Annotated in this window: 20 protein-coding genes; 5 read left to right on the forward strand and 15 right to left on the reverse strand. The window is 71.5% G+C overall.

Going from position 1 to position 25,173, the window contains the following annotated elements:
• Position 1: 1 nt before the first annotated feature.
• The 3 genes from AMK33_RS35290 to AMK33_RS35300 all read right to left on the reverse strand — a co-directional run bounded on the left by AMK33_RS35290 (position 2) and on the right by AMK33_RS35300 (position 4,434).
• The gene (locus AMK33_RS35290; RefSeq protein WP_073937107.1) at positions 2–1,330 is read right to left on the reverse strand and encodes an ABC transporter substrate-binding protein; all 1,329 of its coding nucleotides are present in this window, start codon (positions 1,328–1,330) and stop codon (positions 2–4) included.
• Positions 1,331–1,359: 29 nt separating this feature from the next.
• A complete protein-coding gene (locus tag AMK33_RS35295) occupies positions 1,360–2,982 on the reverse strand; it encodes a glycoside hydrolase family 13 protein (protein ID WP_073937108.1) in 1,623 nt (540 codons plus the stop codon).
• A gap of 180 nt (positions 2,983–3,162) precedes the next feature.
• A complete protein-coding gene (locus AMK33_RS35300) occupies positions 3,163–4,434 on the reverse strand; it encodes an ABC transporter substrate-binding protein (protein WP_073937109.1) in 1,272 nt (423 codons plus the stop codon).
• 129 nt (positions 4,435–4,563) lie between these two features.
• Between AMK33_RS35300 and AMK33_RS35305 the strand changes: the two genes are divergently transcribed.
• The 3 genes from AMK33_RS35305 to AMK33_RS35315 are packed head-to-tail and all read left to right on the forward strand — an operon-like array spanning position 4,564 to position 8,154.
• On the forward strand, positions 4,564–5,079 hold the full coding sequence (locus tag AMK33_RS35305) for a PadR family transcriptional regulator (RefSeq protein WP_073937110.1): 516 nt from the start codon (positions 4,564–4,566) through the stop codon (positions 5,077–5,079).
• Entirely contained in the window at positions 5,076–5,828 is a 753-nt protein-coding gene (locus tag AMK33_RS35310; protein ID WP_073937111.1) for an ABC transporter ATP-binding protein, read from the forward strand. The genes AMK33_RS35305 and AMK33_RS35310 overlap by 4 nt, the downstream gene beginning before the upstream one ends.
• A gap of 43 nt (positions 5,829–5,871) precedes the next feature.
• Positions 5,872–8,154: an ABC transporter permease gene (locus AMK33_RS35315; protein ID WP_073937112.1), complete on the forward strand. Its 2,283-nt coding sequence runs from the start codon at positions 5,872–5,874 to the stop codon at positions 8,152–8,154.
• 159 nt (positions 8,155–8,313) lie between these two features.
• Here AMK33_RS35315 and AMK33_RS35320 read toward each other — a convergent pair whose 3' ends face one another.
• The 12 genes from AMK33_RS35320 to uvrC form a co-directional block, all read right to left on the reverse strand.
• A complete protein-coding gene (locus AMK33_RS35320; RefSeq protein WP_235618290.1) occupies positions 8,314–9,138 on the reverse strand; it encodes a hypothetical protein in 825 nt (274 codons plus the stop codon).
• An 89-nt stretch (positions 9,139–9,227) separates the two neighbouring features.
• A complete protein-coding gene (pgi, locus tag AMK33_RS35325; protein WP_073937113.1) occupies positions 9,228–10,880 on the reverse strand; it encodes a glucose-6-phosphate isomerase in 1,653 nt (550 codons plus the stop codon).
• A 225-nt stretch (positions 10,881–11,105) separates the two neighbouring features.
• Positions 11,106–11,441 (reverse strand): RNA polymerase-binding protein RbpA, encoded by a 336-nt coding sequence (locus AMK33_RS35330; protein WP_003957010.1) that lies wholly within the window; start codon positions 11,439–11,441, stop codon positions 11,106–11,108.
• 221 nt (positions 11,442–11,662) lie between these two features.
• Positions 11,663–11,893: a preprotein translocase subunit SecG gene (gene secG, locus AMK33_RS35335; RefSeq protein ID WP_179167131.1), complete on the reverse strand. Its 231-nt coding sequence runs from the start codon at positions 11,891–11,893 to the stop codon at positions 11,663–11,665.
• A gap of 134 nt (positions 11,894–12,027) precedes the next feature.
• Positions 12,028–12,804 carry a triose-phosphate isomerase gene (gene tpiA, locus AMK33_RS35340; RefSeq protein ID WP_073937115.1) on the reverse strand — a complete coding sequence of 259 codons (777 nt, stop codon included), beginning with the start codon at positions 12,802–12,804 and terminating at the stop codon, positions 12,028–12,030.
• Positions 12,805–12,809: 5 nt separating this feature from the next.
• The gene (locus tag AMK33_RS35345; protein WP_073937116.1) at positions 12,810–14,021 is read right to left on the reverse strand and encodes a phosphoglycerate kinase; all 1,212 of its coding nucleotides are present in this window, start codon (positions 14,019–14,021) and stop codon (positions 12,810–12,812) included.
• A gap of 169 nt (positions 14,022–14,190) precedes the next feature.
• Entirely contained in the window at positions 14,191–15,198 is a 1,008-nt protein-coding gene (gene gap / locus AMK33_RS35350; protein ID WP_073937117.1) for a type I glyceraldehyde-3-phosphate dehydrogenase, read from the reverse strand.
• Positions 15,199–15,425: 227 nt separating this feature from the next.
• Positions 15,426–18,380 carry a M14 family metallopeptidase gene (locus AMK33_RS35355; RefSeq protein WP_073937118.1) on the reverse strand — a complete coding sequence of 985 codons (2,955 nt, stop codon included), beginning with the start codon at positions 18,378–18,380 and terminating at the stop codon, positions 15,426–15,428.
• A gap of 146 nt (positions 18,381–18,526) precedes the next feature.
• On the reverse strand, positions 18,527–19,516 hold the full coding sequence (gene whiA / locus AMK33_RS35360) for a DNA-binding protein WhiA (RefSeq protein WP_073937119.1): 990 nt from the start codon (positions 19,514–19,516) through the stop codon (positions 18,527–18,529).
• Positions 19,507–20,574 carry a gluconeogenesis factor YvcK family protein gene (locus tag AMK33_RS35365; RefSeq protein WP_073937120.1) on the reverse strand — a complete coding sequence of 356 codons (1,068 nt, stop codon included), beginning with the start codon at positions 20,572–20,574 and terminating at the stop codon, positions 19,507–19,509. The genes whiA and AMK33_RS35365 overlap by 10 nt, the downstream gene beginning before the upstream one ends.
• Positions 20,571–21,578, reverse strand: a complete 1,008-nt coding sequence (gene rapZ, locus AMK33_RS35370) for an RNase adapter RapZ (RefSeq protein ID WP_073937121.1) — start codon at positions 21,576–21,578, stop codon at positions 20,571–20,573. The genes AMK33_RS35365 and rapZ overlap by 4 nt, the downstream gene beginning before the upstream one ends.
• The gene (gene uvrC / locus AMK33_RS35375; RefSeq protein ID WP_073937122.1) at positions 21,575–23,683 is read right to left on the reverse strand and encodes an excinuclease ABC subunit UvrC; all 2,109 of its coding nucleotides are present in this window, start codon (positions 23,681–23,683) and stop codon (positions 21,575–21,577) included. Before uvrC ends, rapZ begins: the two co-directional genes overlap by 4 nt.
• A gap of 169 nt (positions 23,684–23,852) precedes the next feature.
• Between uvrC and AMK33_RS43130 the strand changes: the two genes are divergently transcribed.
• Complete coding sequence (locus AMK33_RS43130) at positions 23,853–24,020, forward strand: hypothetical protein (RefSeq protein ID WP_167748615.1); 168 nt, start codon at positions 23,853–23,855, stop codon at positions 24,018–24,020.
• A 204-nt stretch (positions 24,021–24,224) separates the two neighbouring features.
• Positions 24,225–25,172, forward strand: a complete 948-nt coding sequence (locus AMK33_RS35380; RefSeq protein WP_073937123.1) for a hypothetical protein — start codon at positions 24,225–24,227, stop codon at positions 25,170–25,172.
• The last annotated feature ends 1 nt before the right edge of the window (position 25,173 follow it).

The following is a 25,173-nucleotide window of genomic DNA, read 5'->3' on the forward strand; positions in this document are numbered from 1 at the left end:
GTCAGTTCCCGTACGCCTTGGCCGCGGCGTCCTCGAGCTCGGCGGCGGTCTTCGCCGGGTCGGCCGGGTCGCGCAGGAAGTCCTGGAGGATCTTCCACTCGCCGGTGCCCTTGGTGCCGCCGAAGGCCGCGGGGGCCTGGTCGGACATGTCGAAGCGGACCGAGTCGCCCGCCTCGATCAGGGACTCGGCGGTGGCGCGGGTGACGTCGTCGCCGTAGGAGGAGAGGTCGAGCTTCTTGTTCGGGGAGAGGAAGCCGCCCGCCTCGGCCCATACGGCGGCGGCCTCCGGGGTGGCGAGGTACTCCAGGAGTGCCATGCCGGCCTCGCTGTTCTTGCCGTCCTTGAGGACGACGGCCGCGTCGCCGCCGCTGACCACGGGGGCCTTGCCGTCGCCGACCGGCGGGAAGGGGAAGAAGTTCGCGTCGGTGCCGATGCTCCTGCCGAACTGGTCCTTGGCGACACCGGCGACGAAGTCGCCCTCGTAGACCATGGCGGCCTCCGCCTCGGGCCCGAAGACCTTCTCCACGGAGCCGGGGAAGTCGGTGTTGAGGGCCTGCTTCCGGCCGCCCGCGACGAGCTGCTCGTCCTTGAAGAGCTTGCCGAGGGTGGTGAGCGCCTCGACGACGGTCGGGTCGGTCCACTTGATCTCGTGCGCGGCGAGGGCGTCGTACTTCTCGGGTCCCGCCTGGGAGAGGTAGACGTTCTCGAACCAGTCGGTGAGCGTCCAGCCGTCCTGGCCGGCCACCGAGAAGGCGGCGAGGCCGGAGTCGGAGATGGTCCGTCCGTTCTCCAGCATGGCGTCGTACGTCTTCGGCGGGGTGACGCCGGCCTGTTCGAGGGCCTCGGGGCTGTACCAGACGGTCGACTTGTGGGCGGCCTTGAAGTAGAGGCCGTACAGGGTGCCGTCGACGCTGCCGTAGTCCTGCCACACCTCGGCGAAGTTGCCGTCGACGGTGGACCGCACCTTCTTGTCGAGCGGCTTGAGCCAGCCCTGCTCGGCGAACTGCTTGAGCACGCCGACCTGCGGGACCATGACGACGTCGGGAGCGTTGCCGCCCTCGATCTTGCTGCCGACGACGGTGGAGACGTTGTCGCCGGTGGAGACGAAGGCGGTCTCGGCGCCGGTCTTCTCGGTGAAGGCGTCGAGCACCTTCTGGAAGTTCTTCTGCTCGCTGCCGGACCAGACGCCGGCCACGGTGACGGTCTGGCCGTCGAGCGACTTGTCGCCGCCGCCGGCCGTGACGGGGTCGCCGCTGCCGCAGGCGGTCGCGCCGAGCGCGAGGACGAGGGCGGTGCATCCGGTGAGCAGGGTGGTACGTCGTCGCATCATCGTCGATGTCCCTTCGTGGGTACGGGGTTTCAGGAGCCGTCGATCCACCAGGCGGCGGTGGAGCCGGGGAGCGTTCCCGGCGGGCAGGGGCCGCTGGCGAGCAGCGGGGTGCCGGCGACCGGGGCGGGTACGGGGGCGGTGCCGAAGTTGACGGCACAGACCAGGTCGTCGCCGCGGGTGAAGGCGAGGACGCCGGGCTGGGTGTCCAGCCAGTGGAGCGTGCCCTCGCCCAACTGGGTGAGTGCGGCGCGCAGTTGGAGGCCGTCGCGGTACAGGTGCCAGGAGGAGCGGGTGTCGGCGAGCGCCCGGTCGGTGGCGTGCTCGGCGAACCACTCGGGCTGCGGCAGCCAGGGCCGTACGCCCTCGGCGCCGGAGGTGAAGCCGAACGGTGAGGCCTGTCCGGACCAGGGCAGCGGCACCCGGCAGCCGTCACGGATCCGGGCGCGGCTGCCGGTGCGGCGGAAGATCGGGTCGGTGAGCACGTCGTCGGGCAGGTCCACGACCTCGGGCAGGCCCAGTTCCTCGCCCTGGTAGATGTACGCGGCGCCGGGCAGCGCCAGCATCAGCAGGGCGGCGGCGCGGGCGCGGGCCGGGCCGAGTCCACTGCCTTCCGGGGTGGGTTCGCCGTAGCGGGTGACGGTGCGGACCTGGTCGTGGTTGTTGAGGACCCAGGTGACGGTGGAGCCGGTGCCGGCGATGTCCTGCATGGCCTCGGAGATGACCTTGCGGAAGGCGTCGGCGTCCCAGGGGGCGCCGAGGAGGTCGAAGAAGAAGGCCTGGTGGAGTTCGTCCGCGCGGACGTAGCGGGCGTGTTCGCGGGCGGTGGGGACGGAGACCTCGCCGACCAGGAGGCGTTCGCGGCCGTCGCGGGCGGTGTACTTCTCGCACACCGTGCGCCAGTGCCGCCACACGTCGTGCACCTCGGGCTGGTTCCAGGCGAGCGGGTTGACCGAGTCGCGGGTGCGGGCGTCGGCCTCCGGGTCCGGGGAGTCGGGCAGCTCCGGGTGCTTGAAGAGGCCGGCGGCGACGTCGATGCGGAAGCCGTCGGCGCCCCGGTCCAGCCAGAAGCGGAGTATGCGGTCGAACTCGGCGGCGACCTCGGGCTCGCGCCAGTTCCAGTCGGGCTGTTCGGGCGTGAACATGTGCAGGTACCACTGGCCGGGCCGGCCGTCCGGTTCGGTGATCCGGGTCCAGGCGGGGCCGCCGAACATGGCGTGCCAGTTGTTGGGCGGCTCGGCGCCGTCGGGGCCGCGGCCGTCGGCGAAGTGGAAACGGGCGCGCTCGGGGCTGCCCGGGGCCGCGTCGAGGGCGGCGCGGAACCAGGGGTGCTCGCTGGAGCAGTGGTTGGGGACGACGTCCAGCAGTACCTTGACGCCGAGCCGCCGGGCGGCGTCGACCAGCAGGTCGAACTCGGCGAGGTCGCCGAAGACCGGGTCGACGCCGGTGTAGTCGGCCACGTCGTAGCCGTGGTCGTGCTGCGGCGAGGGGTAGAAGGGGCTCAGCCAGATCCCGTCCACGCCGAGCTTCTTGAGGTAGGGCAGTCCCGCCCTGACCCCGGCGAGATCGCCGATGCCGTCGCCGGTGCTGTCCAGAAAGCTGCGGACGTACACCTGGTAGATCACCGCGTCACGCCACCAGTGGTGCCTGTTCACTCCGTTGACCTGTCTGTGAGGAGTGCTCGTTATGCATGCATGTTAGGTAGCGGAGTCGCGAGGGTGTCAATGAAAGTGCGCAAGCTACCGTGGAGTTGGCCAGCCCGAACAGGTACTTAAGTGGTCATAGCGGGCGCGTTTGAGACGTCCGCGTTACCTAACATGTAACTAGGGAAGGTTCTATCGCGAGGAGACGACGGCCAGCTCGCTCGCCAGCCGGCGCACCGCGGCCCCGGGCGTCTGCCGCCCGGTCATCGCGTCGTGCACCACCGCCTGCACCACCAGGCTCACCTGGTCGTAGTGCGGGCTCTTGGGGCGCGGGGCGGCGGCGAGCACGCTCTCGCGCAGGGTCGGCAGGTAGGGGAACCGCCGGACCAGTTCCGGATCGTCGTACAGGTCGGCCCGTACGGGCGGCAGGGCGCCGCGCGTGAGGACCTGGCGCTGCACGCGCTCGCTGGTGAGGTACGCGATCAGGCGCGCGGCGGAGTCGGGGTGCCGGGCGTGGCCGGCGACGGCCAGGTTGGAGCCGCCGAGGACGCTGGTGCCCGGACCGTCCGGTCCCGGCAGCGGTACGGCGCCGACCTTGCCGGCGACCTTCGAGCCCGGGGCGGAGGCGGCGACGTAGGCGTAGGGCCAGTTGCGCAGGAAGAGCAGACGGCCGTCCTGGAAGGCCTGCTTGGACTCCTCCTCCTTGTACGTCAGCGCCTCGCGGGGGATCCAGCCCTCGCGGACTCCGCGTGCGAGGAAGCCGATGCCGTCCCTGGCCGCCCGTGAGTTCACGGTGACGCGTTCGCCCTCGTCGCCGAGGATGGTGCCGCCGGCCGAGTAGACGGCCTCGGCCGCGTTGACGGTCAGGCCCTCGTAGGGCAGGAACTGGCCGGCGTAGCCGTCGAGGCCGTACTCCGGGGCGAGGGTCTCAGCGGCCCGTTCGAGATCGGCCCAGGTGCGCGGCGGCGGGACGCCCTCGGCGTCGAGGACGTCCTCGCGGTAGAGGAGCAGTCCGGCGTTGGTGACGTACGGGACGGCGTACAGGCGTCCGTCGTAGGTCGCCGTGTCCACGACCCGGGGCAGGAAGGTGCCGAGCGGGAAGCGGTCGCGGGGCAGCGGGCGGATCCAGCCGGCGGCGGCGAACTCCGAGGTCCAGCTCACGTCGATGTTGAGCACGTCGAACCGGCCGCGCTCGCCGCCGCGCAGGTCGGTGATCATCTGCGCGCGGGTCTCGTCGGCGGAGTCGGGCAGTTCGACGAGGGTGACCTCCTCGCCGGGGTGGGTGCGGTTCCAGCCCTCCAGCACGGAGCCCAGATAGCCGGTGAGGTCGCCGGCGGTGGCCAGGGTGAGCGGTCCGCGACCGCCCCCGCCGGCCTCGTCGGCCCGCGCGCCGGAGGCGACGTAACCGGTCAGGACGACGATCAGGACGAGGAGGCCCCTACCCGCGGCATGGATCCACCGCATAGGTTCCTCCCTGTACACCGGCACCCGGGCACCATCGTCCGGGGGTCAGAGGCCATGTATACCTGTTAGGTATGCGCGATACTAGGCCCTGCGGCACATTACCCACAGGACGCGAGGAGGAGAGCACGAGTGCGGCTGCCCCTCCTGGCGCTGCTCGCCCGTGGCCCGGCCCACGGCTATGAGCTCAAGCAGGACCTTGAGCAACTGCTGGGCTCCGCGTACCCTCAGCCGAACGTCGGCCAGATCTACGTCACCCTCGGCCGCCTCGAGAAATCGGGACTGATCGAGGGCGAGGACGTCGAGCAGTCGAGCCGACCCAACAAGAAGGTCTACCACCTCACCGACGCCGGGCGGGAGGCGCTGCGCGCCTGGTACGAGGAGACGGCGGACGAGCCGCGGGTGCGGGACGAGTTCTTCATGAAGCTGGCCCTGGCCCCGCAGACCGGTCTCGTCGACCAGATCGCGCTGATCAACCGACAGCGGCGCCAGTACCTGAACACCATGCGGCAGTTGTCGAAGCTGGCCGCCGCCGAGCACCGGGACAACCGCATCTCCCAACTGCTGATCGAGGGCGCCATGCTGCATCTGCAGGCCGACCTCGACTGGCTGGAGCGGTGCCAGGAGGAGCTGGAGGGGCTTCCGTGAGCGAGCGCACCGCTGAAGTGCTGCGCGCCGAGGGCCTGGTCAAGACGCACCACGGCGAGGGCGCCCCGGCGCACGCCGTGCGCGGTGTCGACCTGCGGGTGGCGCGCGGCGAGTTCGTGGCGATCACCGGCCCGTCCGGTGCGGGCAAGTCGACGCTGCTGCACCTGCTCGGCGGGCTCCAGCGGCCCGACGCGGGCAGCATCTGGCTGGACGGCGTGTGCACGGACGGCTACGGCGAGGCCCGCTGGGCGGTGGAGCGCCGCAAGCGGATCGGGATCGTCTTCCAGTTCTTCAACCTCGTCTCCGACCTGTCGGTCGCCGACAACGTGGAGCTGCCCGCGCTGCTCGCCGGGGTGCCGCCGAAGAAGGCGCGGGCCGGGCGGGAGGAGCTGCTGGCCGAGCTGGGTCTCGCGGGCAAGGAGCGGAGCATGCCGGGCGAGCTGTCCGGCGGTGAGCAGCAGCGGGTCGCCCTGGCCCGCGCACTGGTCAACCATCCGCCGCTGCTGCTGGCCGACGAGCCCGCGGGCAGCCTGGACAGCAAGGGAACCCGCGAGGTGATGCGGCTGCTGTCCCGCTTCCACGCGCGCGGGCAGACGATCCTGCTGGTCACGCACGACGCGCGGCTGGCGAGCGCGGCGGACCGGGTGATCAGCTTCTTCGACGGCCGGATCGCCGACGACGCCGCACTCGACGGCGGCACCCCGCCGCGCCGGACCGGGACGTCCGGTGTGCTGGAGCTCAAGGACTGACATGCGCTTCCACGACCGCCCCGCGCCGAGGGACTGAGCGCCCGTGCGAGCCACTCTGCGCTGGGCGCACTCCGATCTGCGTACGCACCGTGGCGAGGCGCTGTTCCTGGTCCTCGCCACCGCGGGCATCGTCGCCTCCCTGCTGCTGGCCACGGCCCTGTTCGGGTACGCCACCAACCCCTGGCAGCGGGTCTTCGCCCAGGCGCGCGGCGCGCACGTCACGCTGCACACCACCGCCTCCGCCGACGCGGGGGAGCTGGCCGGCCTTGACGGTGTGGAGTCCGTCGCCGGGCCCTACCCGACGGCCGCGCTCACCCTCGCCTCGGGGGGCGGCCGGGCCTCCGTGGAACTGCGCGGCACCCCCGCCGAGCCCGAGGTGGGCCGCCCGCTGATCACCTCCGGGCACTGGCTGGACCCGGCGACCCCCGACGGGGTGGTCCTGGAGAGCCGGCTCGCGCGGGCACTGCTCACGGCCCCCGGTGACACGCTCACCGTGCCCGGCACCGCGCGGGAACTGACCGTGGTGGGCGTCGCCGACAGCGCCGAGCCGCGCTACCGGCCGGGCGAGCGGGCGGGCCTGGTGTGGGCACTGCCGTCGGCGGTGGCGGACCCGGGCGGTCAGGTGGTCGGGCTGCGGCTGACCGACCCGGGCGACACCGGGTACGCCGTGCAGCGGGCGGTGACCGAGCTGGGCGCCGGGACGATCGGCGAGGTGGCCACCTGGCAGCAGGCGCGCGCCGAGGCGCAGGGCGACAACCGGCTGCTCGGGCAGGTGCTCGGCCTGTTCGGTCTGGGCGCGCTGGCCGCCGCCGGGTTCGCCGTGCACGGGGCGATCGCCACCCGGATCCGGGGGCATCTGCGGGACATCTCGATCCTGAAGGCGATCGGCTTCACGCCCGGCCAGGTCGTCCGCGTCTTCCTGCTCCAGCACCTCGGCTACGCCCTGCTCGGTGCCGTGGCCGCCGCCGTGCTCACCGAGGCGCTGGGCGGCGCGGTGCCGGGGCGGCTCGGGGACGCGGTCGACGTGTGGCAGGGGCTGCCCGGACACACCGCGGCGCTGTTCGCCGTACCGGCCGGGGCGGTGCTGTTCATCGGCGCGACCACCGGGCTGGCCGCCTGGCGGGCGGGACGGGTGCCGCCGGTGCCGGTGCCGCGCCCGGCGGCGCCCCCGGCCGGGCGGCTGACCGGTGTGGCGCGGCGGGCGCTGGGGGCGCGGGTGCCGCCGGCGCTGGTCCTGGGCTGGCACAAGGCGTTCACCCGCCGGCCGCGTTCGCTGGGCACGGTGGGCAGGCTGGCGCTGCTGCTGCTGCTGATCGTGGTGGCGCTGAGCGCGTGGACCACCATCGACCGGTTCCACAGCAGTCCGGAGCGGATGGGGCTGCCCACGGCGCTCAGTGTCCGCGCGGACGCCTCGCTGGGCGACCGGGAGACCCGCGCGCTGCTGGAGCGCGACCCGGAGGTCGCCGCCGCCTATCCGGGTGTGGAGGTGGCCGCGCTGGTTCCCGGCCAGACCGCCACCATCGCCCTGCGCGGTCTCGGCACGCGTGCGGAGCCGTACCCGTTCACGCTGGCCGAGGGGCGCCCCGCGCGCGGGCCGGACGAGGCGGTGGCCGGGCAGGGGCTGCTCGACCTGCTGCACGTGCGGGTGGGCGACTGGGTGCGGATGACCGTCGGCGACCAGCCGCAGATCCTGCACATCGTCGGCCGCAGCATCGAACCGGAGAACGCCGGACGGACCATCTCCACCTCGCTGGACACCCTCCGCGCCAACGACCCGGACCTGCGTCCTGCCCTCCACCAGCTCCGGCTGGACTCCGGCGCGGACCCGGCCGCGGTCGCCGAGCGGCTGACGGCGGCGGGCCGCGGCCATCTGGACGTGCACACCGTGGCCAACCCGGCCGACGGGCTGTCCCCGCTGCGCGCGGTGGTCCTCGGGCTGATCGTGGTCCTCGCGCTGATCGGGCTGATCGAGCTGCTGACGGCGATCGGCGGCACGGTCCGCGAGGGTGAACGCGATCTGCTGGCGCTCAAGGCCATCGGCCTGACCCCCCGGCAGATCACCGCCGTCACGGTCACCGCCACGGCCGGTACGGCTCTGGCGGCCGTGCTCCTCGCCACGGCCCTGGGGCTGCCGCTGGCGCACTGGCTGATCGACGCCCAGGGAAGATCGAGCGGCATCGGCGCGGGGATCGCCCAGCTTCCCTCCCCCGCACTGCTCGTGCCGCTCGGCGCGGCGGCGGTACTGGGGGCCGCGGGCCTCGCCGCACTTCCGGCGGCGCGAGCGGCCCGACGCCGCCTCGCGGACACGCTGGGCGCGGTGGCCTGACTTCTTTCGCCCCCGCCGCCCTTACCCGTCCCATCCCGGGGGCGCTGCCCCCGGACCCCCGCTCCTCAAGCGCCGGAGGGGCTGACTTCCAGCCCCTCCGGCGCTTGAGGAGCGGAGTCTGGGACGGGAAGGGGCGGCGGAGGCGAACACTCCCCGGCGTCAGCCGTCCCAACCACGGACGTAGGGGTTCCCCTGGGGCGGTACGTGGGGCAGCCCCGTCGGCGGCACGGGCGGGGGCATCGGCGGGAGGCTCGACGGGTGGGTGCCCAGCCGGATGCCGTAGCGCCGCTTCAGCCGACCCGTCTCCGCCAGGGCGATCACCGTGACGGTCACCGGGGCGCCCAGGATGAAGACGATGCCCATGGTGAGGCTGAGCCCGTGCAGATCACCGGTGACGAGGTCGGGAATGGCCATCAGCCAGGTCGTCACCGTGGCGAGCAGGGCCGGCAGTGAGCGGTGCACGGCGGCCGTGCCGAAGAAGTTGCCGGAGACCCGGATCGCCCCGAAGACCACGAAGACGAACAACCACAGCGTCACGATCGCCAGGAGCAGGAACGCCGGCCCGCCCAGGGCGGTCGAGAACTGGAGCAGCGTGACCGTGACGACGACCGAACCGATGAACAGCAGCAGCAGCTTCAGGCAGTTGAGGAGCTGCCCCCGCAACTGCCGCACGGTGCCGCCGCGCCGCCAGACGAACAGCATCGCCCCGACGCTGAGCGGGGTGATGAACAGCAGTACGGCGGAGGCGGTGAGCGCGTTCTCCATCAGCTCCTCGAAGGCGAACCCGCCCTCGAGGAAGGTGTAGACCCCGAAGGAGGCGATCGCCCCGGCGATGACCCTGAAACGCTTGAGCCGCTCCACGGACGGGTCGACCGGCTCCGGGATCCAGGCCGGGTGGAACACCGCCCACGCCACGTCCTTGGGCTTGAGGAAGGACCGGGCCGTCAGCCTGCCGCCGATCCAACTCCCGTGCGTTCTCGCCATGTTGCGCTCCCCCGAGCGATTGCCGCCATGATCGCTGGGGATTCTACGGGAAGCGGACGGCACCCTGCCGCCCGCTTCCCATGCCCTGCTCACTGCCGGCCGCGCAGCTCCCGGTAGGTGGCGACGAGAGCCTTGGTGGAAGCGTCCAGACCGGGGACGTCCGCACCCTCGGTGAGGGCGGGTTCGACGCGCTTGGCGAGGACCTTGCCGAGTTCGACGCCCCACTGGTCGAAGGAGTCGATGTTCCAGATGGCGCCCTGCACGAACACCTTGTGCTCGTAGAGCGCGACGAGCTGGCCGAGCACGGACGGCGTGAGCTCGCGCGCGAGGATCGTGGTTGTGGGGTGGTCGCCCTTGAACGTCTTGTGCGGGACCAGTTCCTCCGACACCCCTTCGCCGCGCACCTCGTCGGGGGTCTTGCCGAAGGCGAGGGCCTGGGTCTGGGCGAAGAAGTTGGCCATCAGCAGGTCGTGCTGCGCCTCGAGTTCGTCGCCCAGCTCGGCGACGGGCTCGGCGAAGCCGATGAAGTCCGCCGGGATCAGCTTCGTACCCTGGTGGATCAACTGGTAGTAGGCGTGCTGCCCGTTGGTGCCGGGCGTGCCCCACACCACCGGCCCCGTCTGCCAGTCGACCTCGCGCCCGTCCCGGCCGACGTACTTGCCGTTGGACTCCATGTCGAGCTGCTGGAGGTAGGCGGTGAACTTCGACAGGTAGTGCGAGTACGGCAGCACCGCGTGCGACTGCGCGTCGTGGAAGTTGCCGTACCAGACGCCCAGCAGGCCCAGCAGCAGCGGCACGTTGGACTCGGCCGGGGCGGTGCGGAAGTGCTCGTCGACGATCCGGAACCCGTCGAGCATCTCCCGGAAGCGGTCCGGGCCGATGGCGATCATCAGCGACAGGCCGATCGCCGAGTCGTAGGAGTAGCGTCCGCCGACCCAGTCCCAGAACTCGAACATGTTCGCCGTGTCGATGCCGAAGTCGGCGACCTTCTCGGCGTTCGTCGACAGGGCGACGAAGTGCTTGGCGACAGCGGCCTCGTCCTCGAGGGCGCTCAGCAGCCAGGTCCGCGCGGAGGTGGCGTTGGTGACCGTCTCGATGGTGGTGAAGGTCTTGGACGCGATGATGAACAGCGTCTCGGCCGGGTCCAGGTCCCGGGTGGCCTCGTGCAGGTCGGCGCCGTCCACGTTGGACACGAAGCGGACGGTGAGGTCTCGGTCGGTGAAGGCGCGCAGCGCCTCGTACGCCATGGCGGGGCCGAGGTCGGAGCCGCCGATGCCGACGTTGACGACGTTGCGGATGCGCTTGCCGGTGTGACCGGTCCACTCTCCGGAGCGGACGCGGCCGGCGAAGTCGGCCATCTTGTCGAGGACGGCGTGCACGGCCGGGACGACGTTCTCCCCGTCGACCTCGATCACCGCGTCCCGCGGGGCGCGCAGGGCGGTGTGCAGGACGGCCCGGTCCTCGGTGGTGTTGATCTTCTCGCCGCGGAACATGGCGTCGCGCAGCCCGAACACGTCGGTGGCGACGGCCAGCTCGCGCAGCAGCCGCAGGGTGTCGTCGGTGACCAGGTGCTTGGAGTGGTCGACGTACAGGTCACCGACCCGGAGCGTGTAGCCGGTGCCGCGGCCGGGGTCGGCGGCGAACAGCTCACGCAGCCGCACCTCGCCGAGCTCCTCACGGTGCTTGGCCAGTGCGGTCCACTCGGGCATCTGGTTGAGCCTGGTACGACCGTCTGCGTTCATCTCGGACTTCAGCCTTCTTCCTTGGGTGGCCCCGCTGTGTCCAACCTAATTGATCAGCGGTGAACAGAACGGAAGAAGAAGACGAAAGGAAACCGACACTGTTCGGCAGTGCCCTGAAGGGGCGCGGGACCGTACCGACGTGCGGCTACCGCCGCGTGGGCGCGACCGGCCACGACGGCGCCGCGGACGACCGACGGCACATCGCCGTACTTCCCCGCGGAGCGCTCAGATCTCGCCCCGCAGTTTTGCGAGGGCTTCCGCGAGGATCGCCTCGCCGTCCGCGTCGCTGCGCCGCTCCCGCACATAGGCGAGGTGCGTCTTGTAGGGCTCGGTGCGCGGCGGGTCCGGCGGGTTGTCGCGGTCCTGCCCGGCCGGGAATCCGCAGCGGGGGCAGTCCCAGGTATCGGGCACCTGCGCGTCGCTCGCGAAGCTCGGCTGTGTCTCGTGCCCGTTGGAGCACCAGAAGGAGATGCGCAGCCGGGGCGCGGACTCGCCGCGCTCGGCCTCGCCCATCGGGCCCGCCCCGACCCGGCTTCCCCGGATCGCGTTGCCACTTGCCACGGTCGTAACTCCCTGCGTGATGGTGCCGCGAAGCGAGTCGGCGTGCCGCTTCGCTGCGAGCGCCTCAGTCTACGTAAGGCCCAACGCACGTCCAGTGTGGGGAGTTACCGCCCCCGTATCCAGACGCAGGCCCCATGATAGGCCGCGCTCTGCTGCGCGTACCGAACATGGGGCCTTACGTGCGGAATGCTTGGGGAATGGGTGCGTGACACGCCCTCGGGTCAGTTGCTGACCTTCATGGTGATGCCGAGCACGACGATGCACGCGAACCAGAGCAGACCGACCACGAGGGTGATCCGGTCGAGGTTGCGCTCGGCGACCGAGGAGCCGCCGACGGAGGACTGCATGCCACCACCGAACATGTCGGAGAGGCCGCCGCCCTTCCCCTTGTGCATCAGCACCAGCAGCATCAGCAGCAGGCTGAAGACGATCAGGGCGATGGAGAACCCCATAACCACGGCTGGACCAACTTCCTCGGATTCGGATGGACGACGCGGGGTCCAGCACAGTGCTGGACCCCGCAAGGGTACGACGGATCGCTGCTAGCGCATACTCGCAGTTTGCCGATTCGCCTCCGGGGCGCGGCTCACTGGTCGCGGAAACGAACGATCTTGACGAACTCGTCGGCGTCCAGCGAGGCGCCGCCGACCAGGGCGCCGTCGATGTCGGCCTGCGCCATGATCTCGGCGACGTTGCCGGACTTGACGGAGCCGCCGTACTGGATGCGGACCTTGTCGGCCAGCTCCTGGCCGTACAGCTCGGCGAGCTTGCCCCGGATGGCCGCGCAGACCTCCTGGGCGTCCTCGGCGCCGCAGACCTTGCCGGTGCCGATGGCCCACACCGGCTCGTAGGCGATCACGACCGTCTCGGCCTGCTCGGCCGGGAGGTCCTTCAGACCGCCCTCGACCTGGGCGAGGGTGTGGGAGACGTGGTTGCCCGCCTCGCGGACCTCCAGCTCCTCGCCGACGCAGAGGATGGGGGTGATGCCGTGCTTGTAGGCGGCCTTCACCTTGGCGTTCACGATCTCGTCGGTCTCGGCGTGGTACTGCCGGCGCTCGGAGTGCCCGACGGCGACGTAGGTGCACTTCAGCTTGGCCAGCATCGGGCCGGAGATCTCGCCGGTGTAGGCGCCGCCGTCGTGCGCCGAGATGTCCTGGGCGCCGTACGTGATCTTCAGCTTGTCGCCGTCGACCAGGGTCTGCACGGAGCGCAGGTCGGTGAAGGGCGGCAGGACGGCGACGTCGACGGCCTCGTAGTCCTTGTCGGCGAGGGCGAAGGCGAGCTTCTGGACGTGGGCGATGGCCTCGAGGTGGTTGAGGTTCATCTTCCAGTTGCCCGCCATCAGCGGCGTGCGGGTGGTCATTGAGGTCAGTCCTCCAGTGCGGCGAGGCCGGGGAGCGTCTTGCCCTCGAGGTATTCGAGGGAGGCGCCGCCACCGGTCGAGATGTGGCCGAATGCCTGCTCGTCGAAGCCCAGGATGCGGACGGCCGCGGCGGAGTCGCCGCCGCCGACCACGGTGAAGCCCGGGGAGTCGATGAGGGCCTGGGCGACCGCCTTGGTGCCCTCGGCGTAATCGGGGTGCTCGAAGACGCCCATGGGGCCGTTCCAGAAGACGGTGGCGGCGTCGGCGAGCTTCGAGGCGTACAGCTTGCGGGTCTCCGGACCGATGTCCAGGCCCATGTGGCCGGCCGGGATGGCGTCCGCGGCGACGTTGGTGGGGTGGGACGGCGCCTTGGTCTTCATGTCGGGGAACTCCGCGGCGACCAGCGTGTCGACCGGCAGCAGCAGCTCGACGCCGTTCTTCTCGGCGCGCTCCAGGTACTCCAGGACGGCCGGGATCTGGTCCTCCTGGAGCAGGGAGGTGCCGATCTCGTGGCCCTGGGCCTTGAGGAAGGTGTACGCCATGCCGCCGCCGATGAGGATGCGGTCGGCCTTGCCGAGCAGCTCGTCGATGACGGCGAGCTTGTCGGAGACCTTGGCGCCGCCGAGGGCGACGACGTAGGGCCGCTTGACGTCGTCGGTGAGCTTCTTCAGCACGCCGACCTCGGTGGCGATGAGGTGGCCGGCGTAGTGCGGCAGCCGCGCGGGGAGGTCGAAGACCGAGGCGTGCTTGCGGTGCACCGCGCCGAAGCCGTCGCCCACGTACGCGTCGGCGAGGGCGGCGAGCTGATCGGCGAAGGCGCCGCGCTCGGCGTCGTCCTTGGAGGTCTCACCGGCGTTGAAGCGCAGGTTCTCGACGACCGCGACCTGTCCGTCGGCCAGTCCCGCGACGGTGGCGGTCGCGGACTCGCCGACGGTGTCGGTCGCGAACGCGACGTCGGCGCCGAGGAGTTCGCCGAGGCGCGCGGCGGCCGGGGCGAGCGAGAAGGCGAGGTCCGGGGCGCCCTTGGGGCGGCCCAGGTGGGAGGCGACGACCACGCGGGCGCCCGCCTCGGCGAGGGCCTTGACGGTGGGCAGCACGGCGCGGATACGGCCGTCGTCGGTGATGGTGGTGCCGTCCAGCGGCACGTTGAGGTCGGCGCGGACGAAGACCCGCTTGCCCGCGACGCCTTCGGAGAGGAGTTCGTCGATCGTCTTCATAGGGGCTCCCTGGCTAGAGCTGGCTAGAGCAACGTGTTCAGCGACGTGTTCGCTCGTGATCGCTCGTGATCGAAAGAGGGCGACCGTTCCGATACGTGCGTCAGGGCTCGGACAGCGCGTTGCCGCACCGGCCGAGCCCTGCACTCATATCAGGCTGCCCGCTCCGCGATCAGAGCTGGTTGCCCACGAAGACCGTCAGGTCGACGAGGCGGTTGCTGTAGCCCCACTCGTTGTCGTACCAGCCGATGACCTTCACGTTCTTGCCCTCCTGGACCATGGTCAGGGAGGAGTCGAAGGTGCAGGACGCCGGGGCGTTGACGATGTCGGAGGAGACGATCGCGTCCTCGGTGTACTCGAGGTAGCCCTTCAGCTCGCCCTCGGCGGCCTTCTGGAAGGCGGCGTTGACCTCTTCCTTGGTGACCTCGCGGGAGAGCTCGACGACCAGGTCGGTGACCGAGCCGGTCGGGACCGGGACGCGCATGGCCATGCCGTCCAGCTTGCCCTTGAGCTGCGGGAGCACCAGGGCGGTGGCCTTGGCGGCACCGGTGGTGGTCGGGATGATGTTCTCGGCGGCGGCACGGGCGCGGCGCAGGTCCTTGTGCGGGAAGTCCAGGATGCGCTGGTCGTTCGTGTACGCGTGCACCGTGGTCATCAGACCCTTGACGATGCCGAAGTTCTCGTCGAGCACCTTCGCCATCGGCGCCACACAGTTGGTGGTGCAGGAGGCGTTGGAGATGACGTGGTGGCTGGCCGCGTCGTACTGCTCGTGGTTGACGCCCATGACGAGGGTGATGTCCTCGTTCTTCGCCGGGGCGGAGATGATGACCTTCTTGGCGCCGCCGGTGATGTGCTTCTCGGCGTCTTCCTTCTTGGTGAAGATGCCGGTCGACTCGATGACGATGTCGACGCCCAGCTCGCCCCACGGGATGTCGGCGGGGTTGCGCTCGGAGAGCACCTTGATCGTCTTGCCGTCGACGGTGATCGTGTCGGCGGTGTGGGTGACCTCCTGCTTGAGGCGGCCCAGGATGGTGTCGTACTTGAGCAAGTGGGCGGTGGTCGCGGTGTCACCCAGGTCGTTGACAGCCACGATCTCGATGTCCGCGCCCTGCTCCAGCAGCGCGCGGAAGTAGTTGCGACCGATGCGGCCAAAGCCGTTGATGCCTACGCGGATCGTCACGAACCGATCTCCTCGTTGGTACGCCGGCCCGATGTGCCGGCGAGCTGTATTTGGGATGTCCCCGACCACTGCCGACCCTACCTCTCCGGGGCCCCGGCCGTGACATCGAGTTGCCCCATACCCGGCAGGGCGGCCCGTACCCGTCAGTAGGGTGCGGACCGCCCCGTCCGATGCTCCGTCGTCACTCGATCTCGTTACGGATCGTCAACGTGCGTTGACGCGAGGTGTCACCCGTCCAGGGCGGCCAGCGCCTTCCTCAGCAGCGCGGTCCGGTCGGCCGCGGAGGTGAGGTGCTCCAGGCCGAAGCCCAGCAGCACGGTGTCGCCGGTGGTGACCGCTCCGTAGGTCTGGAACAGCGCTCCGGTGCGCGTCCAGTCCTTCAGGACGGCCGGGCTGCCCGCGGGCGGCCCGGAGACCGTCCAGGCGCCGAGCGAGCTCTCGAAGCCCTCGGTGTCGGCCGCGGCGCCGCCGACCACGAGCGAGGCCTCGTCGGCGAGGACGCCGTGGCCGCCGCTGCCCGGGTCGGTGACGTAGGCGAGGGAGACCTCGACCGTCTTCCCGGCGTAGGCGCTCAGGTCGAACTCCACCTGCTGCCAGCCGCTGGAGGAGCCGGTGAGGCTGTTCCAGGAGCCGGTGGTGCCGGTCGCGGCGCAGCTGCCGTCGCCCAGCGTCAGGTAGTGCTCCAGCCAGGGGTGCTCGCCCATGTAGAACCCGGCCGCGCACTCGGCCGGCACGGTGGTGCGGGTCGCGCCGCCGGCCTCGGGCAGGGTCGTCCAGTCGTCGGCGCCGGTGGTGTGCGCCTCGACGATGACGTTGTCGTAGCCCGGCTCGGTGTCCCACAGGAGCTGGGTGCGCAGGGTGGGCCGGTCGGCCGCGGCGGTGCCGGTGAGGTCGATGGTGCGGGTGAGGCGCTTGTAGCCGTCGTCGGTGTGCACGGCGGCGGCCATGGAGGAGCCGGCGTAGGGCCCGTACGGGTTGACCGTGCCGGGGAACTGTCCGGCGCCGGCGCTGGCGAACTGCGGGTATGTGCCGACGGGCAGTTCGTCGGAGGTGACGCCGTAGGTGCCGGCCTTGTCCAGCGGGTTGCCGGGCGCGTCGCCGAGCGGGCCGGTGAAGCCGCCCAGGCCGCCGGAGCCGGTGAACGCCGCGGCCCCCGGGGTGGAGGTGCGGGAGTAGGCGCCCAGGTAGTACTGGCTGAAGTCGTCGGACAGCGTGCCGCCGCCGAGGTCGACGCTGCCGCCGGCCTGCTCGCCCGCCTCGATCAGCCGGCCGCCCTCGTTGAGGAAGGCCCGCAGCTGGAGCTGGGTGGCGATGCCCGGGGTGGCGGCGCCGGTGTGGTGGACGACCGTGTGGAAGTGGCTCAGCACGCCGAGCGCGTCCGGGGTGCCCTGCTCGGCGACGTCCCAGACCGCCGCGCGGTGGCCGTTGGCCTTCAGCGCGTCGACGTACTTCTGGGTCTGGGTGGCCTTCGCGCCCTCCTCGGAGACGACGAGGACGTCCGCGCGGGGCCGTTCGGCGACGGTGTAGGTGAAGTGCTCGCTGGAGACGTCCCGGCCCCTGCGGGCCTCACCGGTGAACCACACCTCGACCTTGTCACCCGGGTCCGCGTGCCTCACCCTGGCCCGGTACTCGTCGAAGTAGAGGTTGTCCTCACCGCCGTACCGCTCGCCGCCCTTCCACCGTCTGAGGTCCGCGTCGTGCGTACGGCCGCCGTTGACGCGGTACTTGAGCTCCTTGTCGCGTACGGCCTTGCGGACGACGACGGAGACCTCCTGGTCGGCGCCGCGCGCGTACGACGTGCCGAAGGCCGCCGGGGTGAAGTCCGCGGCCTCCAGGCCGACCGAGGAGGACGGCCGGTCGGGGTGGGCGGCGGACTCGGCGACGGAGAGCGCGAACGGGATGTTCTTCGCGAACTCCTGCTGGATCAGCTTCTCGTCGTCGGGGAAGTTGAAGCCCGACCGGCAGTCGCTCGCGTTCCACTCGTCGTCGGGGTCGGCTTCGGAGACGGTCTGGCAGGTCGACATCTCGGGGGTGAACATCGCCATGCCGTTGACGTTGGCCGCGTGGCCGTCGGCCTCACCGTTGGTGGTGTACAGCTCGGAGGAGAGCTGCGGGTGGTAGCCGGGGATCGCGGAGTTGTCGGGCGTGCCGGCCAGGGCCTCGTAGAGGACGTCGTCGGGGGTCGGCGTGGCCACCTGCCAGCCGACCCCGTAGAGGAGGAGTTCGGCCGCGGAGTGGTAGTTGATGCCGTAGGTGAAGCCGATGCGCTTCTCGAAGGCGTCGATGGCCTTGGTCTCGGGCTCGGAGCCCGGGCTCGCGCCGCGGTAGGTCTGGCTGGTGGGGTTGGGGGACGAACCCTCGTCGTCGTAGCCCCACTTGTAGGGGAAGTTCCGGTTGAGGTCGACGCCGTCGCCGGTGCTGATGACGCCGTCGCCGTTGACGTCCCGCAGGTTCTTGCGCCAGAGGCGGTTGTCGTCGTCGGCGAAGGTGTAGTCGTAGCCGTCGGGGTTGGCGGAGAGGACGAACCACAGTTCCGTGGTGTCCACGATCTTCTTGATCCGCTTGTCCGTGCGGTACGAGTCCAGGTAGTGGTGCATCAGCCGCCGGGTCATCTCCGGCGTGATCCACTCGCGCGCGTGCTGGTTGGACATGTAGAGGACCGAGGGCTTGGAGCCGTCCTTGGTCTTCTTGGCCTTCTTGGTGAGCTTCAGGGCGAGGATGTCCTGGCCCCTGACCGTCCTGCCGATGGAGACGACCTTGGTGAGGTCGGGGTTCTCCCGCGCGGTGCGCAGGATCTCCTCCCGCAGACCGCCCGCTCCGCTGTACGGGCGGAACACGCCCTCGGCGGCGTCCTCGACACGGGTCTCCGCGCGGGCGGAGAGCGCGTGCTCGGTGAGGTCGACGCCCTGTTCCTCCAGCTTTTCGGCCTGCCCCTCGGTGAGGTAGACCTCCACGGTGGCCGTGCCCTTGTCGGGCACCCGCTCACCGAGTTCGTGGCCGTCCTGCCCCGCCGCGAGCAGCAGGGACACCTGCTGCTTGGTGACGTCGGCGCGGAAGACCTTGACCTCCTCGGTGTCGGAGGCCGCGGGATTTCCGGGTTGTGCCTGGGCGATGGGTGCGAAGCTCGCTCCGCCGATCAGGAGCGTGCCGACAGCGAGGATCGATCTCGCTCTGTGTCTCATGAGCCCCCCAGAGAGTGGTCCGCCACAGCAGCGAACAGATGCCAGGCTCATGACACAACATGATCGAGTCAAGGGTGCCGCCACGACACGCGAAAACCGGCGCCGGTCACCCGAGTGGGCGTCGGCGCCGGTCCACTGACCGTCCGTCAGACCATGAGCTTGTCGTCCAGCTCCTCGCCGAGGTTGGCCTCCGTGCCCGGGATGCCCAGGTCGGAGGCGCGCTTGTCGGCCATCGCCAGCAGCCGGCGGATACGGCCGGCCACGGCGTCCTTGGTGAGCGGCGGGTCGGCGAGCGCGCCCAGCTCCTCCAGGGAGGCCTGCTTGTGCTCCATGCGCAGCCGGCCGGCCGCGGCGAGGTGCTCGGGGACGTCGTCGGCGAGGATCTCCAGGGCGCGCTGGACGCGGGCGCCGGCGGCGACGGCCGCGCGGGCGGAGCGGCGGAGGTTGGCGTCGTCGAAGTTGGCCAGCCGGTTCGCCGTGGCGCGCACCTCGCGGCGCATCCGGCGCTCCTCCCAGGCCAGCACCGACTCGTGCGCGCCGAGCCGGGTGAGCAGCGCGCCGATCGCGTCGCCGTCGCGGACCACGACCCGGTCCACGCCCCGCACCTCGCGCGCCTTGGCGGCGATCGACAGCCTGCGGGCGGCGCCGACCAGGGCGAGCGCGGCCTCGGGGCCGGGGCAGGTCACCTCCAGGGAGGAGGAGCGGCCGGGTTCGGTGAGGGAGCCGTGGGCCAGGAAGGCGCCGCGCCAGGCCGCCTCGGCGTCGCAGGTGGCCCCGGAGACCACCTGCGGGGGCAGGCCGCGGATCGGCCGGCCGCGGCCGTCCACCAGGCCGGTCTGCCGGGCGAGCTGGTCGCCGCCCGCGACCACCCGGACGACGTAGCGCGAGCCGCGGCGCAGTCCGCCCGGGGCCATCACGATCAGTTCGGAGCTGTGGCCGAAGATCTCCAGGATGTCCCGCTTGAGGCGGCGGGCCGCCATCGCGGTGTCCAGCTCCGCCTCGATCACGATGCGCCCGCTCACCAGGTGGAGGCCGCCGGCGAACCGCAGGATGGCGGAGACCTCCGCCTTTCTGCAGCAGGTACGGGTGACGGGGAGCCGGGAGATCTCGTCCTTCACCGCTGCCGTCATCGCCATGGGCCGATCCTTCCATGCATCCGAAAAATACGGTCGTACGCGGCGGCCAACAGCTCCGGGTCGTGCCGGGGGCTTCCGTCGGGCCTGGCCACCGGGGCCAGCTCGACCGCGGCGCCGAACCGCTCGGCGGCATCGGTCAGGGAGTCGCGGTCGGGCACGGCGGCCTCGTCGGCCAGCACCACGTCCAGGGCGAGTTTAGGGGCGTGTCGTCCCAAAACCTCCAAATGACGCTGCGGGGAGAAGCCCTCGGTTTCTCCTGGCTGCGGGGCGAGGTTAAGGGAGAGTACCCGGCGTGCCTTGGTCTCGATGAGGGCGTCCAGCAGTTCCGGCACGAGCAGGTGCGGGATGACCGAGGAGAACCAGGAGCCGGGGCCGAGCACCACCCAGTCGGCGTCGAGGACCGCGGCGACCGCCTCGGGGACGGCGGGCGGGTCGTTCGGCACGAGGTGCACGGACTGCACCTCGCCCGGGGTGAGGGCGACGGTGGCCTGGCCGCGGACGGTGCCGGTCTCGTCGGGCCGCTCGGGGTCGTGGCCCTTGACCAGGGCCTGGAGCTCCAGCGGCACGGCGGACATGGGCAGCACGCGGCCGTGCGCGCCGAGCAGCCGGCCCACCAGGTCGAGGGCCTGGACGTGGTCGCCGAGCTGTTCCCACAGGGCGACGATCAGCAGATTGCCGACCGCGTGCTCGTGCAGGTCGCCCTGGGACTGGAAGCGGTGCTGGATGACGCGGGCCCAGGTCTGGCCCCAGTCGTCGTCGCCGCACAGCGCGGCCAGGGCCTTGCGCAGGTCGCCGGGCGGCAGCACGCCCAGTTCGTCGCGCAGGCGCCCGCTGGAGCCGCCGTCGTCGGCCACGGTGACGACGGCGGTGAGGTCGCCGGTGATCCGGCGCAGCGCGGCGAGCGAGGCGGACAGGCCCATGCCGCCGCCGAGGGCGACGACCTTGGGCTGGGCGCCCCGGCGGCGCGGTCTCGCGCCACGGGTCTCGGCCGGCCGGCTCGCGCGCCCCTCGGGGACCGCTCTGCGCAGCCGGCTCAGCCGCGGAGTACGTGGTGTCATTCCCGTCCCATGTCCCGGTGGACCACCACCGTCTCCACGCCCTCGGCGACGAGCCGGGCGGCGAGCTTCTCCGACATGGCGACCGACCGGTGCTTGCCGCCGGTGCAGCCGACGGCGATGGTCACGTAGCGCTTGCCCTCACGGCGGTAGCCCGCGGCGACCAGCCGCAGCATCTCCGCGTACCGGTCGAGGAACTCCTTGGCGCCGGGCTGGTTGAAGACGTACGACGCCACCTCCTCGTTGAGTCCGGTGTAGGGGCGCAGCTCGGGGACCCAGTGCGGATTGGGCAGGAACCGCATGTCCACGACCAGGTCGGCGTCGACCGGGAGGCCGTACTTGAAGCCGAAGGACATGACGGTGGCCCGCAGCTCGGGCTCCTCCTCGCCGGCGAACTGGGCGTCCATCTTGGCGCGCAGCTCGTGCACGTTGAGGCTGGAGGTGTCGATCACCAGGTCGGCGTCACCGCGCAGCTCGCGCAGCAGTTCCCGCTCGGCGTCGATGCCGTCGACGATGCGGCCGTCGCCCTGGAGGGGGTGCGGGCGGCGCACCGACTCGAAGCGGCGCACCAGGGCGTCGTCGGAGGACTCCAGGAAGACGGTCCGCCGGGTGACGCCCCGCGTGTCGAGGTCGGCGAGGGACTCGCGGAGGTTGTCGAAGAAGCGCCGGCCACGGACGTCGACGACGACCGCGATCCGCGCCACGTTGCCCTGGGAGCGCGCGCCGAGCTCCACCATGGTGGTGATCAGCGCGGGCGGCAGGTTGTCCACGACGAACCAGCCGAGGTCCTCCAGACACTTCGCGGCCGTCGAACGGCCGGCCCCGGACATGCCGGAGATGATCACCAGCTCGGGGATGGCCGCCTCGGGCACCCCGGCCTTTTCCTTGCCCGTACTCACCTGTGCTCCGTCGTCCTGGCGGGCGGCGGTCCGGCCGGTGCCGTCCCCGCCCGCCTCCTGCTGTGCCCGGTCCCGCTCCGGCTCGTGTCCCGTCTCGTGCTCGGTCATCGCTCCTGCCCCCGTCGTTCGTCCGGGGCGCCCGTGGTGACGGGCTCCCCGGGAGAACCCGTCGCCTGCCCGGGTTCTTCCGTGTCATCCATGATCTCGTCCGTGTCGTCCAGGATCTCGCCCGTCGCCGTGTTCACGGCGGGGGCGGCGGGTGCCGCCCGGTCGAGGGCCGCGACGATCGTCTCGGCCGTCTTGCGACCTATGCCCGGAACCTCGCAGATCTGGTCGATTGTCGCCGATCGCAGCCTCTTCACCGAACCGAAGTGCTTGATCAGCGCCTGCTTGCGGGTCTCGCCGAGGCCGGGCACGTCGTCCAGCGGGCCGGCGCGGAAGCGCTTGGCGCGCTTGGCGCGCTGGTAGGTGATCGCGAACCGGTGGGCCTCGTCGCGGACCCGCTGGAGCAGGTAGAGGCCCTCACTGGTGCGCGGCAGCACCACGGGGTCGGTCTCGCCCGGCAGCCAGACCTCCTCCAGCCGCTTGGCGAGGCCGCACACGGCGATGTCGTCGATGCCCAGCTCGTCCAGCGCCCGCTGGGCCGCCGCGACCTGCGGCGCGCCGCCGTCGACGACGACGAGCTGCGGCGGATAGGCGAAGCGTCTGGGGCGGCCGTCGTCCTCCGTGAGGGTGTTCTCGGGCGGTTCGGCGAGGCCTCCGGGGGGTCCTTCGGCGCCGGGGTCCTCGCCGTCGGTCCACTCCCCCGTCCGCTCCTTCTCCGCGAGGTAGCGCCGGAACCTGCGGGTGATCACCTCGTGCATGGAACGGACGTCGTCCTGCCCCGCGAAGCCTTTGATCTGGAAGCGTCGGTATTCGCTCTTGCGGGCCAGTCCGTCCTCGAAGACGACCATGGAGGCCACCACGTCGTCGCCCTGGAGGTGCGAGATGTCGTAGCACTCGATCCTGAGCGGGGCGCTGTCCAGCTCCAGGGCGTCGGTGATCTCCTCCAGCGCGCGCGAGCGCGTGGTGAGGTCGGAGGCGCGCTTGGTCTTGTGCAGCACGAGCGCCTGCTGGGCGTTGCGCTCCACGGTCTCCATCAGGGCCCTCTTGTCGCCGCGCTGCGGGATGCGCAGGGAGACGCCCGAGCCGCGCCGCTCGGTCAGCCACTGCTGGACCGGCTCCACCGGGTCGGGCAGGGCGGGGACCAGGACCTCCCGGGGGACCGCGTCGCCGGTCTCCTCGCCGTAGAGCTGCTGCAGGGCGTGCTCGACCAGGGCGCCGGTGGTGATCTCCTCGACCTTGTCGGTGACCCAGCCGCGCTGGCCGCGCACGCGTCCGCCGCGCACGTGGAAGATCTGGACGGCCGCCTCCAGCTCGTCCTCGGCGACCGCGATCAGGTCGGCGTCGGTCGCGTCGGCGAGCACGACCGCGCTCTTCTCCATGGCCTTCTTCAGCGCCCCGATGTCGTCGCGCAGACGCGCGGCCCGCTCGTACTCCATCTCCTCGGCCGCCTCCGCCATCCGCCGCTCCAGACGGCGCAGGTAGGCGCCCGTGCGGCCGGCCATGAAGTCGGAGAACTCCTCGGCCAGCGCGCGGTGGTCCTCGGCGGAGATGCGGTCCACGCACGGCGCCGAGCACTTGTCGATGTAGCCGAGCAGACAGGGGCGGCCGGTGCGGGCGGCGTTCTTGAAGACCCCGGCCGAGCAGGTGCGTACCGGGAAGACGCGCAGCAGCAGGTCCACGGTGTCGCGGATCGCCCACGCGTGCGTGTACGGACCGAAGTACCGCACGCCCTTCTTCTTGTGACCGCGCATCACCTGGACGCGCGGGAACTCCTCGTTCATCGTCACCGCGAGGTACGGGTAGCTCTTGTCGTCGCGGTACTTGACGTTGAACCGGGGGTCGTACTCCTTGATCCAGGAGTACTCCAGCTGGAGCGCCTCGACCTCCGTGGACACCACCGTCCACTCCACGGACGCGGCCGTGGTGACCATGGAGCGGGTGCGCGGGTGCAGCCCGGCCAGGTCCTGGAAGTAGTTCGCCAGGCGCTGGCGCAGGCTCTTCGCCTTTCCGACGTAGATCACCCGGCGGTGCTCGTCGCGGAACCGGTAGACCCCCGGCGAGTCGGGGATCTCGCCCGGTTTGGGGCGGTAGCTGGAGGGGTCGGCCATGTCTCACACCCTACTGGCGGGGACCGACACCGCGGCGGGCCCGTGGACGGCGGGGCCCGGCCGGGTCCGGATGGGTTACGGCGTGCGGGAAGCGGGAAGGTGGGGGTTCCGTCCCTCGGGTGATCGGCGGACGGCCACGAGGGCGGTCACGAGTCGGAGGGCTGGTCGGATGCGACAGGCGCGGATCGAGAAACCACGACGGCCGGCCCGGACCCGCCGGTACGCGGACGAGACGTCCGGCATCGCCGACTCCCTCGACCCACGCGATCCCGACATCGTGCGCGCGAAGCGCCTGCGGGCGCGGCCGGCGGGCGGGGACGGGGCCGGCGCGTCGTAGGGAGGGCGCGTGCCGCCGTCGTGGGCCGCTGTTGGACGTCAGGTGTTGTCGGGACTTGGTCAACACGCTTCAATGCGGGGGAACTCCGGGCCCTGAACGACGGCGTACGGATGTGAAGACTCCGCCGCGCCGGCGGGGGGCGGCTCCGGGGTGCCCGCGCGGCGGCCCGACCAGCCGTCGCGGACTTCACAGAAAGGCCCCTGCATGCCGCACGCCACACCGCACGCGGACCTCGTCACCGCGGAACTGGACTCGGCCCTGCAAGGCGGCCCCTTCCACGTCGCCCTGCGCGCGGCGATCGCCGCGCGGGGGCTGCCGTTGCAGCGGGTGCAGCACCATCTGTCGCGCCACGGCGTGAAGGTCGGCGTCACCAGTCTGAGCTACTGGCAGCAGGGCGCCCGCCGCCCGCAGCGCCCCGAGTCGCTGCGCGCCGTACGGGCGCTGGAGGAGATCCTGCAACTGCCGGAGGAGTCGCTGATCCGGCTGCTCGCCGAGCCGGACGAGCACACGGCGGACCGCCACTCCCCCGGACGGTCCTACCGCTCCCTGGTCGAGGCCTCGGGCGTACGCGAACGGCTGCTGGCCGAGTTCGGCACCCCGCGCGACGGCGGGCTGCACACCCTGGGGCACCACGAGCGGATACGGATCGGGGCGCGCCGCGAACTGGCGGAGCGCGAGTCGCACCACATCGTGCGCGCCCACCGGGACGGCGTCGACCGCTATGTGGCCGTCCACCACGGCGACCCCGGTGCCGTGCCGGAGCGGATGACCGTGCGGGCGCTGGAGAACTGCCGCACCGGTCGCGTGCTCCGGCACCACGAGACCGGGGTGCTCGCGGCCGAGCTGCTCTTCGACACCCGGCTGCGGGCCGGTGACACCTTCCTCTTCCGCTACGCCGTCGAGGACGGCACGGCGGGCGTCTCGCGCGAGTACGTGCGCGGGGCGGAGTCCCCCGGCGGCCAGTACGCGCTCCAGGTGTGCTTCGGCTCCGGGACGCTCCCGGTGCGCTGCCACCGGTTCACCCAGCACTCGGCGGCGGCACCGCGCGGCGGCCATCAGGAACTGGTGCTCAGCGGGCGGCACCGCTCGGTGCACCTGGTGGAACCGCGCGTGCGGTCGGGTTACGTGGGGATCGCCTGGGACTGGGAGTGAC

This window comes from Streptomyces sp. CB02400 (assembly GCF_001905725.1).
GTDB lineage: Bacteria > Actinomycetota > Actinomycetes > Streptomycetales > Streptomycetaceae > Streptomyces > Streptomyces atrovirens.

Bases quoted from the DNA above. Each gene is read 5' to 3' on its own strand.
- secG (WP_179167131.1), bottom strand. From the start codon at position 11,893: ATGGGGTTCTCCATCGCCCTGATCGTCTTCAGCCTGCTGCTGATGCTG.
- AMK33_RS35365 (WP_073937120.1), bottom strand. From the start codon at position 20,574: ATGACACCACGTACTCCGCGGCTGAGCCGGCTGCGCAGAGCGGTCCCC.
- whiA (WP_073937119.1), bottom strand. From the start codon at position 19,516: ATGGCGATGACGGCAGCGGTGAAGGACGAGATCTCCCGGCTCCCCGTC.
- AMK33_RS43130 (WP_167748615.1), top strand. From the start codon at position 23,853: ATGCGACAGGCGCGGATCGAGAAACCACGACGGCCGGCCCGGACCCGC.
- uvrC (WP_073937122.1), bottom strand. From the start codon at position 23,683: ATGGCCGACCCCTCCAGCTACCGCCCCAAACCGGGCGAGATCCCCGAC.
- AMK33_RS35300 (WP_073937109.1), bottom strand. From the start codon at position 4,434: ATGCGGTGGATCCATGCCGCGGGTAGGGGCCTCCTCGTCCTGATCGTC.
- AMK33_RS35355 (WP_073937118.1), bottom strand. From the start codon at position 18,380: ATGAGACACAGAGCGAGATCGATCCTCGCTGTCGGCACGCTCCTGATC.
- AMK33_RS35345 (WP_073937116.1), bottom strand. From the start codon at position 14,021: ATGAAGACGATCGACGAACTCCTCTCCGAAGGCGTCGCGGGCAAGCGG.
- rapZ (WP_073937121.1), bottom strand. From the start codon at position 21,578: ATGACCGAGCACGAGACGGGACACGAGCCGGAGCGGGACCGGGCACAG.
- AMK33_RS35380 (WP_073937123.1), top strand. From the start codon at position 24,225: ATGCCGCACGCCACACCGCACGCGGACCTCGTCACCGCGGAACTGGAC.
- tpiA (WP_073937115.1), bottom strand. From the start codon at position 12,804: ATGACCACCCGCACGCCGCTGATGGCGGGCAACTGGAAGATGAACCTC.
- AMK33_RS35290 (WP_073937107.1), bottom strand. From the start codon at position 1,330: ATGATGCGACGACGTACCACCCTGCTCACCGGATGCACCGCCCTCGTC.
- pgi (WP_073937113.1), bottom strand. From the start codon at position 10,880: ATGAACGCAGACGGTCGTACCAGGCTCAACCAGATGCCCGAGTGGACC.
- AMK33_RS35320 (WP_235618290.1), bottom strand. From the start codon at position 9,138: ATGGCGAGAACGCACGGGAGTTGGATCGGCGGCAGGCTGACGGCCCGG.